Genomic DNA, 12767 nt, shown 5'->3' on the forward strand with positions numbered 1-12767 from the left:
CCGTTTCTCTTTGCGCCACATCCGGCACGGCGGCTACGGCTGTAAGGCCGTCCGGCGCGTTCCGACACTCAGGACCGACGCCGACGGCCCGCGCACACGACACCGGAGGCGAGCAGCGCAACGCTCGCGGGCGCGGGCACGACCTGGAACGAAAACCCCTCGATCGTCGGTGTCGCTTCCACGGAGGTGCCGAAGTCGTCGATGTAGAGGGAGTGATTCAGGTGGTTCGCCGACGTGCCGGAGACCGTGCGGGGCGAGTAGTCGTCCGGCACCCACTCGATCCAGTAGACGACGACCGGGTTGCCCTCCCAGAACTGCGGGTTGAAGAACCTGGGCAACTGGAAGGTGTCGATGGCGAGGATGTCGTTGTTCGGCTGGGGGACGCCGTCCTCATTGGTCAACTGGCCGAACGTGTCGTTCCCGTCCGCGACCAGCAGCGTCCCCTTGTTCCAGCCCGAGACACCGAGGATTTCGAACACCGAGCCGGCGTAGTAGACGGGGGGCGGCCCGTCCCACGCTGCCAGGAGCGCCAGCAGCGCGTGCTCGCCCGGCTCGATGATGCCGTCTTCGTTGCCGGTGTCGCTGACGGTCCAGCGCCAGTCCATGGTGTACTGCGCGTAGGCGATGCCGGCGGAACACACCGCCGCAGCAGCCGCCGTGATGGTCCGTGTCATGGTCCGCCTCTTGGTCTCGTGTGGCCCCCAGAGACCGCATCGCCCAGATTCAACTTGATACCACGGTTCGTGGGGCCACGCAACCCCCTTCGGGAGCGAAGGCGTTCTGTCTGGAGAAAAAACAAACCCCGCCCGGGGTATCCCGAGCGGGGTTCGAGAAGCTTGGAGCTTCGCGCTCGTTCGCGACCGCGATCAGCGGCGGCGACGGGCGGCGACGAGGCCGCCGAGGCCGATCAGCCCGAGGCTGGCCGGCGTCGGAACGCAGGTGATCCGCAGGCCGTCGATCGTCGGGGTCGCCTCCTTGGAGGTGCCGAACTGGTCGACATAGATGCTGTGGTTCAGGTGGTTGAGGGTGGTCAGGGTGAAGGTGCCGCCGTTGAACGAGGTGGCGGTGATGTCCAGCGTGTAGACCCACATCGGGTTGCTGGGATCGAAGTTCGGGTTGAAGAACGGCGGGAGCTGGAAGGTGTCCGCCATCACGATGTTCTCAGCGTCAATCTGAGTGCCGTTCGCGTTGGAGAGCGCGCCGAGGGCGGGGTTGCCCTTCCCGTTCGAGATGAACCCGTCGCAGGTCTTGCAGCCGGCGTTGATGTCGAAGATCGAGCCGGCGTAGCCGACGATCGGGGAGCCGCCCATCTGGGCCCACAGGGTGTAGGTGCCGGTCGGGTTGCTCGGATCCAGGGTGGCAGGACCAGTCCAGTACCAGTGCATGGTGTACTGGGCCGACGCGATGGCCGCAGTGCCCGCGAGCGCGAGCAGCGCACAAACGTTCCGCATTGCTTGTTACTCCTCTCTTCTCACACATTCGACCGCCGCCACGTTGCAGCGGGTACGAGTCCATCATACCTGACTCCCCCACCGCCGCGAAAGGGGTCTCTCGCAATTTTTCTCAAAGAAGTTTGCCCCGAAATACCGTTCAAACGCCGTACAAGACGTCTAGTCCCTCGTGGTAACACCGGCTCTGGCGCGTTCAAAGCGGGAAACACGACGAATCTCGCCTGACCTGCCCCGCTTTCCCTTGCGATCGGCAAACGGTGTGGCATGGTTTCCGGGCCGGGGCGCACCGTCGGTGGTGGCTCCCGGCCCGAAGTGAGTGGAAGTCCGTGGGGTGGGAGGAGCAACCGTGAACCGTTCCATGCACGCGCACGCCGCCGCGTTCATCGCAGCCGCCGCATCCGTCGCCCAGGCGGGCATCGTGACCAGCACGTTCGACACGGGCACCGAAGGATGGGTCGTCAGCGATTCCATGCTGCCCCCGAGCGAAATCTCTACGGCCGGCGCGCTCCACGTGCTCGGCTTCGGCAACCCGGGCGGCTTCATCACCGTTCCGGGCACCTTCGATCCCGGCGAAGCCGCCTTCGTTGCGCCCGCCAAGTTCCTCGGCAACAAGACCGGCGCGATCGGCGGCACCTTCCTGACTCTCGACCGCCGAGTGTGGGATCCGCCCCACAACAACAACCCCCAGCAGGTGGACTACGCGTACGACATCACCATCTCCGGCAACGGCGTCATCCTCGGCTACGACCTGCCGCCTACGACGCTCCGCTGGTCAAGTTACTCCGTCCCGATCGGCGTCGGCATGGGCTGGACGAACCTCGACACCAACCTGCCCGCGACCCTCGGCGACATCACCGCTGCGCTCTCCGCACTCGACGACCTGCGCATCCGCGCGAACCTGAATGACATCGGCGTGAACTCCGGCCTGGACAACGTCGTTCTCATCCCCGCGCCAGGCACCATTGGCGTGCTCGCCCTGGCCGGCCTGGTCTGCTGCCGACGACGCCGCTGACGGCCGTTCACATCCTCACACGACGACATCGGACCTCTCCGCCCCGATCTCCCACCCCTGGAGGGGAGAGCGGAGCCGTCCCCCGGGACGTGCGGGGCCTCGCGCCCCGGGCGGCGCGGCGGTTCGTGCGACCTCGCGCCGCTGCTCCGTGCGCGAGCCGTGCTCTCGCCGCGCGTACCATCGCGTCATGCCCTACCGCGTCCTCGCGTTCGAGTCCACGCCGAACCCGAACGCCCTCAAGTGCCTCGTTGAACCCTGCCCGGCCGACATCCCTCGGTCGTACCGAACCAGCGGGGAAGTTTCCGGCGACGACGCTCTCGCGCAGGCCCTCTTCGCCGTGCCGGGCGTGACCGCGCTGCTCATCCACGCGGCGTTCATCACCGTCACCAAGTCGCCCGGGGCGCGATGGTCCGCCATCCGCGCCGGCGTCGAGCGCGCTCTCCATGCCGCCGACTGAACGCGACCAGGTCCGTGCGCTGCTCGCGTGGTTTCGGCGCGCCGCGCGCCCTCTGCCGTGGCGCCCGATCCCGCTCGACGCCCCGCGCGACCCGTACATGGTTCTGGTGAGCGAGTTCATGCTCCAGCAGACGCAGGTCGCGCGCGTCGCCGAACGACTCCCGCTCTTCCTCGCCCGCTTCCCCGACCTCCCCTCGCTCGCCCGCGCCTCCGAGCATGACGCCCTCGCCCTCTGGTCAGGGCTCGGTTACTACCGGCGTGCCCGCAACCTCCACGCCGCCGCCCGATCGATCGTCGCTCACCACAACGCCCGTATCCCGGCCGACCCCGCTGCCTTGGCTGCGCTCCCTGGCGTCGGCGACTACACCGCTGCCGCCGTCGCATCCCTCGCCCACCGCGTCCCGGTGCCCGCGACTGACGGCAACGCCGCCCGCGTCGTGATCCGCCTTCACGCACTCCCGCTCGCCGCCGCCTCGCCGCGAGCGTGCGCCGCGGCCCGCGAGCAGGTCGCCGCGTGGATGCACGCCCTCCCGCGCGACGCCCACCCCGGCCTCGTCAACGAGGCGCTCATCGAACTCGGCGCAACCGTCTGCACGCCGCGCGCCCCGCGCTGCGACGCCTGCCCCCTCGCCGGCGTCTGCATCGCCGCGCGCGACGGCTCGCAGCACGACCTCCCGCGCCCCGCGGCACAACCCGCCCGCGCCACGCTCTACTGCGACGCCGTCCTCGCGCGCGACCGGCGCGGCCGCGTCCTCGTCGAGCCACGCCCTCCCGCCGGCATGTGGGCGAGCCTCTGGCAGGCGCCGACGCGCGAGCACCACGCCCGGCGCGCGGCCGCGCGCACCCTCCGCGCCTGGCTCGCGCTCGACGCGCCGCTCTCACGCGCCGACCGCTTCACCCACGCCACCACGCACCGCACCGTCGAGTTCACCGCCTGGACCGCGGGCGTCCTCGCTTCCGCCGACGCCCGCGCTCTGGCCCGCGCCCGACCCGGCTCGCGCTGGCTCACCCGCACCGCCGCGGCCCGCCTGCCCCTCTCGACGCCGCAGCGGAGGATTCTGCTCGAACCCATCTGATGAGCAGCACGGACAGGATGCGGTGACCGAACACCTATGCAGAGTCGGAGACAACCGCTTGCGAACTTGACGCGGATACGCTATCCTGCCTCACCACCACGACGAAGCCGAATCGAACGGGAGGCTCAGGATACGGCGTATTACAACGGTGCTGTGTGTTCTGTTTGTCGTGCTTGCGGCAGGTTCGCAGATGGCCAGAGCACAGTCTGCCCGATACGGCGAGGCCCTGCTCATCGCAGACGACTTCACTGGCGATGGCGTCCCAGATCTGATTGTCTCAGACCCAGATGCCGCCGACGGCAAGGGGTTGCTCTTCATTTTCCATGGCCCAGTGACAATCGACCCGCTTCCACACGTGGAGGCGTGATCGGCCCAGCCCCGGTTGGAGACGTGAACAGCGACGGCGTTGTAAACGAGATGGATCTGGTCTCGGCGATCTTGGAGTTCGGCAACGACTTCCGAACCGCCGATTTCAACGCCAATGGCATCGTCGACAGCGGCGACATCTTTGATCTAGTCGAACTTCTCTCCCAACAGGAATGATGGCATTGTCGCCTTCGGGATACACCGTCAAGAGTTCACTCTAGTGGTGCACGCATGAGCAGCAGAAGGAAACGGTTTCGGCGATGCCTGCTGATCGGCCTTCCGCTCGTGTTCATTGTTGTGGCGGCGGCGGGTGTCGGCATGTACCTGATCCGCAATGAGTTCGTGCGAGAGTTCCTCGCGATCGGAGAATCATGGAGCGACTCGGACATCCGAGAGACGAAGCGCCGAGCCGAGCCGATCATCGCGGCCATCGAGGCGTTTCGCGAGCAGAACGGAAGACTCCCGGCGTCCCTCGACGATCTGGCGCCAGACTTCCTGTCGGCCATCGAGTCGCCGACGGTGGGTGATGGCGCGTGGTCGTATGCCATCATGCGATCCGAAGCGGATCACTTCAATCTGGTCGTGTTCTCCCGTTATCGGCAGTCCGGTCTCTATAACGGTCCGGAAGCCCTGTGGTACGACTCGATGTCGCGCTCCTGGCAAGTCATGCGGGACGATTCCTGACGGCGGCACGTTCACTCCGGACACGCCGCTGGCGTCGCATAGAACTCCTCCAGCACGCACCGCCAGTCCTCCAGGCTGCACACGCCCACGAACCGGCGGCGCACCTCCTCCGACCTCGGGTGGTGCTCAGCGAAGCGGATGCCGAACTTCCGCATCACCTTTCCGGTGTAGACCTCCGGCCGCCTGGCCCCGGCGTTGACCGCCAGCGCGAGCGTGAAGTGCTCCTCGAGCACGCCCCGCTGCTCCTCGACGCTCGGCGCGGCGGGCGTCTCGCCCGCGAGCAGTTGCCGCGCCTGCCGGAAGACCCACGGGTTGCCGATGCACCCGCGAGCCACGGCCGCGGCGTTCGCGCCCGTGTACCCGATCATCCGGTAGACGTCCTCGGCATTCCACACGTCGCCGGAGCCGAAGATCACGCGGTCCGGATCGCGCCGACGCACGTGCCGCACGATCTCCCGCAGCGCGTCCCACCGGCTCGGCCCGACGTACTTCTGCTCGACGGTGCGGGCGTGGACGGTGGCCCAGGCGTAGCCCATGTCGTACGCCGCGTCGAGGATGCGCAGGCACGCCGCCGCCATCTCGGGCGTGTCGTCGAACGACCGCCGCAGTTTCACCGTCGTCGGCACGCTCGCGGGCAACGCCTCGCGCACCGCCTCCAGGATGCGGATCGCCCCCTCCGGTTCGGCCAGCCAGTGCCCCCCCCTCGCCTTGCTCGCGATCTTCTTCACCGGGCACGCCAGATTCACGTCGATCGCCGCGAAGGACATCTCATCGCTCGAGCCGCCCCCGCCTCCACCAACACTCCCCTTCGGCGATTCGGCCACTTGGCGATGCGGCCATGTGCCGCTTCGGATCTGCTCCCCCCCCGGCAGCCGCAGGTGCTGCTCGACCCCCGGCGCGAGCGCGCCGTTGTAGGCCAGTCGCCGGTACTCGCGGTCCGCGCGCTTTCCTTGCTCCACCAGTTTCAGGGCTGCCGCCGCCATCTCACGCGGCTCGCTCCCCATCAGCTGCCCCGCCAGCGGGTGGTCCTCAGCACCGCCCGGCACATTGTCGTGCAACTCGCCCAGGTCGGCCTTGGCAAAGCCTCGCCCCCCCGCCAGCAGCGTGCGGTCCAGAAGGGCCTCGGTGACGCAGTACGGGCACCCGTGACGACGCGCGATGATCCGCATCGCCGCGTCCGAGTACCCCGCCAGCCCCGCTTGGAAGAACGGCCCATCAAACCCCGCCACGACCTCACGCACGCGAGGATGCACCCCGCTCGGGCCGTGCTCCGACACAAGTCGCTCGGCGAGCCGGCGCGCGTCCACGGCCTCCGCGCCGGGGGCGATGGCCTGCGAGGGCGCGGTCGCGTTGGAGCCGGAGCATCCCATACCCTATGAGGATAGGGTGAGCGCCCCGCGCCCCCAGGAGCCGCGACCATGCCCGACCGTCCGTCGACGCACGCCGCACGCATCCCCCTCGTGGGGCTTGCTCTCGCCGCGCCGGTGTTGTGTGTCGCGTGCTCGCGCGTGCCGACGGCGCTCGTCGGCGGCCCCGTCGGCCCCTACGACCGCCCCTACCCGGCAACGATCGAGCCGAGCGAGCAACTCGACGTGCAGGTCGCGCGCGACGGCCCCGTCATCACGCTCACCAACACCACCGCACGCTCCTTCGGCCCGTCCACGCTCTGGATCAACCGCCGTTACAGCCGACCCATCGCCGGCTTCGAGGCCGGCCGGACCATCACGCTCCCTCTCAAGCAGTTCCGCGACGAATACGGCGATGCCTTCCGCGGGGGAGGGTTCTTCGCCACCGAGCAGCCCGACCGCGTCGTCATGGCCGAACTCGAAACCACCACCGACAATCAGACCGTGATCTACGGCCTGGTGGTCGTCGGCGGGCAGAACTGACACCCACTACCCCTCGGAGCTGCGCCGTGGCCAACGTTCTCGTCGTCGCCCCGCACCCCGACGACGCCGAACTCGGCATGGGCGCGACGATCGCGCGCCTCGCCGCGCAGGGCCACGACGTGCTCATCCTCGACGTGACCGACGGCGAGCCGACGCCGCACGGAGACCGTGAGACCCGCGCCCGCGAGGCCGCCGAGGCCGCACGGCTGCTCTCCCCCGATCCCGCGCGATTCCCGCGCGGCCTGCCGGTGCGCCGGGTGTGCCTTGATCTTCCGAACCGTTTCGTCCAACACACCATCGAAGCCCGGCACGCAGTCGCGGGCGCCATCCGCGCGCACCAGGCCCAGGTGCTCTTCGTCCCCTACCCGGAGGACGCGCACCCCGATCACCGCGCCGTCACCCGCATCGCCGAGGACGCCCGCTTCGACGCCAAGCTCACCGGCATCACGATGCCCTCCCCTTCCGGTCCCACGCTTCCGTCCTCAGGCCTCAACACTCAGGACTCGGGGGTCAAGTCCATCCCCCCCCCCATTTACCCCCGCTGGCTCTTCCACTACTTCTGCACGCACCTGCGCATCGTCCCCGAGCCGTCCTTCATCCTCGACGCCACCGGCTTCGAGGACGCGAAGCGCGAGTCGATCCTCGCCTACCGCTCGCAGTTCGTCGTCAACGAGCGCAACCGTGCGGTGCCGGAGTGGCTCATGCACGCCGCCCGCTTCTACGGATCACGGATCGGCACGCAGGCAGGCGAACCCTTCTTCGCCCGCGAACCCCTCGGCCTGACCTCGCTCGACTCCCTCCCGCTCTGACGCCACGCGCCGACCGATAACGCTCGTGGTGCGCTCCGCGGCTCAAACCCGTCCCTCATCGCGCCGATGCATCCGCCCGGATGCCCAGCCACACCACAGAACCGTCGCCGCGCCAGCCCCAGACGCCGGTATGGGCCATCGTCCTCACCTCTTGCGCCGTCATCGCCACCGCGCACTTGCTCGGCGTGCCGAGCCTTGCCGAACTCTCTCTCGGCCTACCCATCGGCCTCTGGCTCGCCATCGCCATCGCTTGTGCATGGACCGCCTTCACTCTATCCGCCGCATCACTCGCTACTTCTCCTTCTACTCCGATCGCGACTTCTCCTACGTCTACTTCTACCCTTGCTGGTGGGGCGGGCGTCTCGCCCGCATCTACCAACACTCCTCACTCCCTCTTCAACCTCCCTCCTCTCTCGCTCTCCGCCGAACTCCTCACCCGCGCCGCGGCCCTCCTCGGCGAACTCCTCTCCCTCGCCCTCCGCGCCGCTCTCGCAGGCGCACCCAGCCTGCGTCCTCGCACAACCGATCCGGAATCCGTCCTCTGCTCGCTGCACGACCGCATCCGCTGGCCCGCCCGTCCGCTCCGCATCGGCCTCGACCTCTCCGACGCCGACGCGACCGCCATCACCCGCGACGCCCCCCGCTTCGGCGTCCGCTGGTTCCGCGTCAGCGACACGCCCGACCTCATGGCCGCCTGCCGCCGTCACCGCCTCGACGCCGTCGTCTCACGCCACGGCACGGGGCCGGTCCGCATCGTGACCAACGAGCGTGCCGGGCGCGATGCAGCACGTATCGACTGGGCCGCGGTCGAGACGCCCTCGCTCGCCGCCGTCTTCCCGTACCGCATCGACACGCAGGGCGTAACCATCGACGCCCCCGCGCCGCTCTCCGTCTCCGACGCCGCGGCGGTGCGCAACCTCGCGCTCGCGGCCGGCGCGCTCGCCCGCCATCCGTCCCGCTTGGGCCTCCCGGATCGCCTCTTCGGACGCCGGCCCATCGCCGACCACGCCGCCCTCATGCACCGTCTCGCCGACCGCCTCGACGAACCAAGCCCGGCCGAGCGCACCATCGCCCGCGCCGTTTCCGCGTGGGCCGTCGCGCACGCCCCCCCCCTCGTCGAGCGCTGCGCCGCACACGCCCGCACCGACCCGGTGGTCCAACTCCGCCTCGCCGCCGCCCGCTTCGCCGCGGGCGACGACCGGCGCGCCCTCTCCGCCCTCATGCACGCCGACCGCCTCCTCCGTTCAGGCGACCCGCCCGCGCGTCTCGACCATGCCGCCTTTGTCGAGTCTGAACTCCGATGCGGCGACGACTCCCCGACGACGCTCGGCCGCGTCGCCGTCGGCGTCTGCCTCCTCTGCGCGGCAACCCCGGTCGAACGCCTCCGCTTCATCCGCGACGACCTTGACGAGGAGATGCGCTTCGCCCCCTGGCTCATCGGCCGCGACCAGGACCGCCGACTCATCCTCGAAGTCCTCCGCGAACTCGAACGCTGCCGAAGAGCCGACGAACTCGGCCTGCCGGCAGGCGTGAGGGCTGCGTGAGAGCAACCCGGTTCCTGCGCATGGTGCGTAGCTGTTTCGGTTGAGACTCACGCGACAAAGCACAGCCACGGTAGGCGAGTCGCACCCCGCGTTGCCCTAACATCATGCAAAATGCGACTTGCCGAACATTGCTGGCTGCATGACCCGCCAGGCGCATATAGACTCGCTTGCATGGATGGTGGATGTGCGAGAATGCGGTTCTGCGAGTCTTGGCCTGCTTCCCCATCGGAGCCGACTCCGGAAACAAGTTGGGGGGGGGGTGGGGGCAGCACACACGCACTCCTGTAGGATGTCTTGACCCCAACGCACTCATTCTTTACAGTCCTCGCGTGCTGGCACGCTATTTCTCGGCCATGTGGCTGCTTGGTCTTGCGCTGATTGCTCCCGTCGCAAGCGGGCAGCACGATGCACGGTGGTTTGAGCAGCACTGGCGCCGCTGTGGCGAGTGGACGCCTGGCGCAACCGCACTCGTCAACTACCGCATCACGATTCCCGCTCCCGAGTTCGCACGCTCCCACACGGCTCGTTTGGAGTCGATCGAGAAACTTCCGAACGCTGCCGACGTACTCGCGAGCAATCGTCCCCTGTTGGCGGAAAATGAACGGGTCGTCCGCGAAGGTGCCGACTTTGTCGCGGAGTACCGCCTGTGGATCGGCCCTCGCAGATGGCGGTTGTCCAAGGATGTGCCGCAACGGCCGTCACAGGCGTTCGGCGACTTCGGCTTCGACGGCGAGACGACATGGCGGCTCGGGCCGACCAGCCTGAGCCTTGTCGAGCGCGCAGATGAGACGGGCGCTGAAGCGAACCTTCTCGCGAGTTCTCGGCGGGCCGTCTCGTGGCTGTTCCATGGTGGCATTGGAGAGGCGTGGGGCCTGCCCAACTCGCCGGCACCTACCTCGTTCGAGCCGGACGCCACAGACGGCTGGACCGCGACCGCCACTTCCGACTCACGGGGCGGCTGGCGCTGGGTTTTCCGTGGTCGCATGGCCCCGGACGGCGTGCCGCTCACCGAGTCGCTTGTCATCCAGCCCGCCCAACCTTCCGCCGACACACCCGCCACCGATGTGCGGTTTCAGGATTGGCGATTCGACCCTCTCTTGAAACACTGGGTGGCCCACCGGATCGAAGTCAGGCGAACTCCTGACATGCGACTGCGCGAGGTTTGGACGGTCACCTCCATCGAGCCGATCACTGCCGGGGAACTGGCCAAAGTGACTCGACGGCCCACCTGGGATGGAGAGGATGCGATCCGCGGCGCCCTGAGTATCCGGAACGTGAGCGACTACCGCCCCGGCGCTCGTGAAACACTCGAGATCGAGGACGGCGCCATCGTTGGTCGAATGTCGATGACTCCCCTCACCTCCACGTCCCGACTGCGCCGAGTCGGGTGGTGGATACTGGCAATCTCCGGCGGCGCTGTCGCTGCCTTTGCAATCCGCAATCGCCGCGCGGTAACGCGGCGTCTGAACCCGCGCACCTGAGGAGACACGCGATGAGGAAGAAGCCGCTCACGATTCGCCTGCTCACCATGCTCACGCCTGCCACCATCGCATCCGTCGCGGTCGGGACCGGCTGCTATGTCCATGGTGCACAGTACGGCGCGTGCGAGATCTCACCACCGGTTCCCGGACCGGGGCGATGCATCGTCGAGTTCACGAGTAACCCTCCGGCAAGGCAGGTCTCAGTCCAGAATCAGGCCGGTTACGCAGGCATCGCTCATCAGTGGGTAAAGTGCCAAGCACTCGACGGTTCGCCCTCCGGACCGTTCTGCTTCGAAGACACTTCCTCGACCGTGCTGACCGGCGGGAACGTCCGCGACGAGTGGCCCTGCTGCGGAGGATGCACGCCGATCCCCGGCGGCCCCCCGGGAGGCGGCTGACAGTGTCGCCGGCACTCAGTCCGCGGGCGCAGAGTCGCGTCTGGGATTGTGTACTCGTCGTGCTGCCGGGAATCGTACTTGGCGCTGCGGGGGTCGCAAAACTTCTGGAACTCGACGCATTCGCTCGCGCAATCACATCCCGGAGGGTAATCCCTCGAGGTACTGTGGATGCCATCGCAGTTCTTGTGCCCAGTCTTGAACTCGCCGCAGCGATCGGCTGCTTTCATACCGGCTGGTTCGGTCCCTTGCTCGGCGCGACAGTCGTCGCTGCGTTCACCGGCGCATACACAGTCGAGTACGCCCTGTCCGGGCCGCCTGAGTGTGGTTGCTTTGGAGCGTTCGCCACGTTCCAGTCGGAGCGATCGAGCGCGGGCTGGGTCATCGGCAGGAATGCCTTCCTGGTTGGATGCTTCCTCTGTGGCCTCCTGCTGAGGCAAAACGCCGCCACTGTCCCGCGGAACGGAGGCTGAGCCGTGAAATTCTCGAGAGCGTTCTCGCTCATCGAAATCGTCCTGATCGCCGGGATCGTGGCGGTGCTGATCGCGATTGCACTCCCGGCGCTGTCGTTCGTCCGAGAGCGATCCAGAGATGCGGCTTCCCTGGCGAATCTCCGCAGCCACGCCGCGATCGTCCAGATGTATGCGGGCGAGTGGCGCGATTCATTCCCCGCGATCACCGACCCGGCTCAGCCCTACTCGACCCTGCATATCCAGAACTACGTCATCGAAGACGTGCCGTACTTTCACGCGTTCTATTACTGGCAGTTCGTACTCGCGGACGATTACTACGGGGGCGTCCTCCTCCACCCGTCGGTCGTCCGCCCGGGTACGGGTGGGCTGCTCTCGTATCACTACTCGTGTTCGCTGATCGCCGATCCACGATACTGGGACGAGCACACACGCTTCGGCCCCTCCCAGTGGCGCGCAACGCGGCTCGGCGAGGTCGTCTTCCCTTCGCACAAGGCAGTCTTCGTCGAGTCGTTCCCGACCGTGCCGTACTTTCCGGAAAAATTCTCGCGACGCCGACTCAACCTCGCACTCGCCGATGGCGCAGCCATGGCAGCAAGCGGCGATGAGATCATGCCTCCTGTGCGATCGGGCGATGGACTGGGCGATGGCACCTTCCACCGTCTCGGCGTCTACGGCATGCACACCGTCGGCGGAGTCTCCGGGCGAGACCTGCGGTAGCCGATGGCCGCCCCCTCACCCCACCACGTCCACCATCGACCCGCGCGGCATGAACCGGCGCGCCCGGTACACCGTCTCCACACGCTCAACCTTCGGGCGCACAGGCACCGGCGCGACCTCGGCGAGGCGCGGCGCATCCGGCCTCTTCGCCCGTTCCTCGGGCGAGCGCCCACGCGGGGCGATCGATTCCGGCCTCAGCGCGGGCGTGCTGCGTGAAACCTCATCGACGCACGGCGCGCGCACGGTCGGCGGGCACGGCGTCACGCGGCGGGCGCACTCGTGGGCCGCGCGGTTCTCGCAGGCCAGGTGCAGGTCGAACGGGATCGGAGCATGGGCGTCGCGGCAGACCTTCATGCGGCACACGCTGTGAACGCCGCGCCGACGCTCCTGCGCCCGATAAGATCGCGAGCCGCG

At 68.1% G+C, this 12767-nt stretch carries 14 protein-coding genes; 10 read left to right on the forward strand and 4 right to left on the reverse strand.

From position 1 onward, the window contains the following. Positions 1–68: 68 nt before the first annotated feature. Both FBT69_10415 and FBT69_10420 read right to left on the reverse strand, forming a co-directional pair. On the reverse strand, positions 69–674 hold the full coding sequence (locus tag FBT69_10415) for a PEP-CTERM sorting domain-containing protein (GenBank protein MDL1905206.1): 606 nt from the start codon (positions 672–674) through the stop codon (positions 69–71). Positions 675–866: 192 nt separating this feature from the next. Beyond that, complete coding sequence (locus tag FBT69_10420) at positions 867–1451, reverse strand: hypothetical protein (GenBank protein ID MDL1905207.1); 585 nt, start codon at positions 1449–1451, stop codon at positions 867–869. Positions 1452–1797: 346 nt separating this feature from the next. Between FBT69_10420 and FBT69_10425 the strand changes: the two genes are divergently transcribed. The 5 genes from FBT69_10425 (at position 1798) to FBT69_10445 (ending at position 5045) form a co-directional block, all read left to right on the forward strand. After that, positions 1798–2463 carry a hypothetical protein gene (locus tag FBT69_10425; protein MDL1905208.1) on the forward strand — a complete coding sequence of 222 codons (666 nt, stop codon included), beginning with the start codon at positions 1798–1800 and terminating at the stop codon, positions 2461–2463. Between the two features lie 187 nt (positions 2464–2650). Continuing rightward, complete coding sequence (locus FBT69_10430) at positions 2651–2920, forward strand: scaffolding protein (protein ID MDL1905209.1); 270 nt, start codon at positions 2651–2653, stop codon at positions 2918–2920. Continuing rightward, on the forward strand, positions 2907–3995 hold the full coding sequence (locus tag FBT69_10435) for an A/G-specific adenine glycosylase (protein MDL1905210.1): 1089 nt from the start codon (positions 2907–2909) through the stop codon (positions 3993–3995). The genes FBT69_10430 and FBT69_10435 overlap by 14 nt, the downstream gene beginning before the upstream one ends. A gap of 363 nt (positions 3996–4358) precedes the next feature. Continuing rightward, entirely contained in the window at positions 4359–4538 is a 180-nt protein-coding gene (locus FBT69_10440) for a hypothetical protein (GenBank protein ID MDL1905211.1), read from the forward strand. A gap of 54 nt (positions 4539–4592) precedes the next feature. After that, positions 4593–5045 carry a hypothetical protein gene (locus FBT69_10445; protein MDL1905212.1) on the forward strand — a complete coding sequence of 151 codons (453 nt, stop codon included), beginning with the start codon at positions 4593–4595 and terminating at the stop codon, positions 5043–5045. A gap of 11 nt (positions 5046–5056) precedes the next feature. On the opposite strand, the gene FBT69_10450 is transcribed toward FBT69_10445, so the two are convergent. Next, positions 5057–6415 (reverse strand): tRNA-dihydrouridine synthase family protein, encoded by a 1359-nt coding sequence (locus FBT69_10450; protein ID MDL1905213.1) that lies wholly within the window; start codon positions 6413–6415, stop codon positions 5057–5059. A gap of 48 nt (positions 6416–6463) precedes the next feature. On the opposite strand from FBT69_10450, the gene FBT69_10455 reads away from it, so the two are divergent. From FBT69_10455 to FBT69_10475, 5 genes are all read left to right on the forward strand, one after another. Continuing rightward, entirely contained in the window at positions 6464–6934 is a 471-nt protein-coding gene (locus FBT69_10455) for a hypothetical protein (protein ID MDL1905214.1), read from the forward strand. A 77-nt stretch (positions 6935–7011) separates the two neighbouring features. Then, on the forward strand, positions 7012–7743 hold the full coding sequence (locus FBT69_10460) for a bacillithiol biosynthesis deacetylase BshB1 (GenBank protein ID MDL1905215.1): 732 nt from the start codon (positions 7012–7014) through the stop codon (positions 7741–7743). Positions 7744–7823: 80 nt separating this feature from the next. Continuing rightward, positions 7824–9287 (forward strand): hypothetical protein, encoded by a 1464-nt coding sequence (locus tag FBT69_10465; protein ID MDL1905216.1) that lies wholly within the window; start codon positions 7824–7826, stop codon positions 9285–9287. Positions 9288–9616: 329 nt separating this feature from the next. Next, entirely contained in the window at positions 9617–10768 is a 1152-nt protein-coding gene (locus tag FBT69_10470; protein MDL1905217.1) for a hypothetical protein, read from the forward strand. 871 nt (positions 10769–11639) lie between these two features. Next, a complete protein-coding gene (locus tag FBT69_10475) occupies positions 11640–12353 on the forward strand; it encodes a type II secretion system protein (GenBank protein ID MDL1905218.1) in 714 nt (237 codons plus the stop codon). Between the two features lie 15 nt (positions 12354–12368). Here FBT69_10475 and FBT69_10480 read toward each other — a convergent pair whose 3' ends face one another. Continuing rightward, positions 12369–12707, reverse strand: coding sequence for a hypothetical protein (locus FBT69_10480; protein ID MDL1905219.1), 339 nt, complete (start codon positions 12705–12707; stop codon positions 12369–12371). Positions 12708–12767 lie beyond the last annotated feature (60 nt).

The organism is Synechococcales cyanobacterium CNB (assembly GCA_030263455.1).
Lineage (GTDB): Bacteria > Planctomycetota > Phycisphaerae > Phycisphaerales > UBA1924 > CAADGN01.

Coding starts and splice junctions, on each gene's coding strand:
- FBT69_10415 (MDL1905206.1), bottom strand. CDS start 674: ATGACACGGACCATCACGGCGGCTGCTGCGGCGGTGTGTTCCGCCGGC.
- FBT69_10420 (MDL1905207.1), bottom strand. CDS start 1,451: ATGCGGAACGTTTGTGCGCTGCTCGCGCTCGCGGGCACTGCGGCCATC.
- FBT69_10430 (MDL1905209.1), top strand. CDS start 2,651: ATGCCCTACCGCGTCCTCGCGTTCGAGTCCACGCCGAACCCGAACGCC.
- FBT69_10435 (MDL1905210.1), top strand. CDS start 2,907: ATGCCGCCGACTGAACGCGACCAGGTCCGTGCGCTGCTCGCGTGGTTT.
- FBT69_10445 (MDL1905212.1), top strand. CDS start 4,593: ATGAGCAGCAGAAGGAAACGGTTTCGGCGATGCCTGCTGATCGGCCTT.
- FBT69_10450 (MDL1905213.1), bottom strand. CDS start 6,415: ATGGGATGCTCCGGCTCCAACGCGACCGCGCCCTCGCAGGCCATCGCC.
- FBT69_10455 (MDL1905214.1), top strand. CDS start 6,464: ATGCCCGACCGTCCGTCGACGCACGCCGCACGCATCCCCCTCGTGGGG.
- FBT69_10460 (MDL1905215.1), top strand. CDS start 7,012: ATGGGCGCGACGATCGCGCGCCTCGCCGCGCAGGGCCACGACGTGCTC.
- FBT69_10465 (MDL1905216.1), top strand. CDS start 7,824: ATGCCCAGCCACACCACAGAACCGTCGCCGCGCCAGCCCCAGACGCCG.
- FBT69_10480 (MDL1905219.1), bottom strand. CDS start 12,707: ATGAAGGTCTGCCGCGACGCCCATGCTCCGATCCCGTTCGACCTGCAC.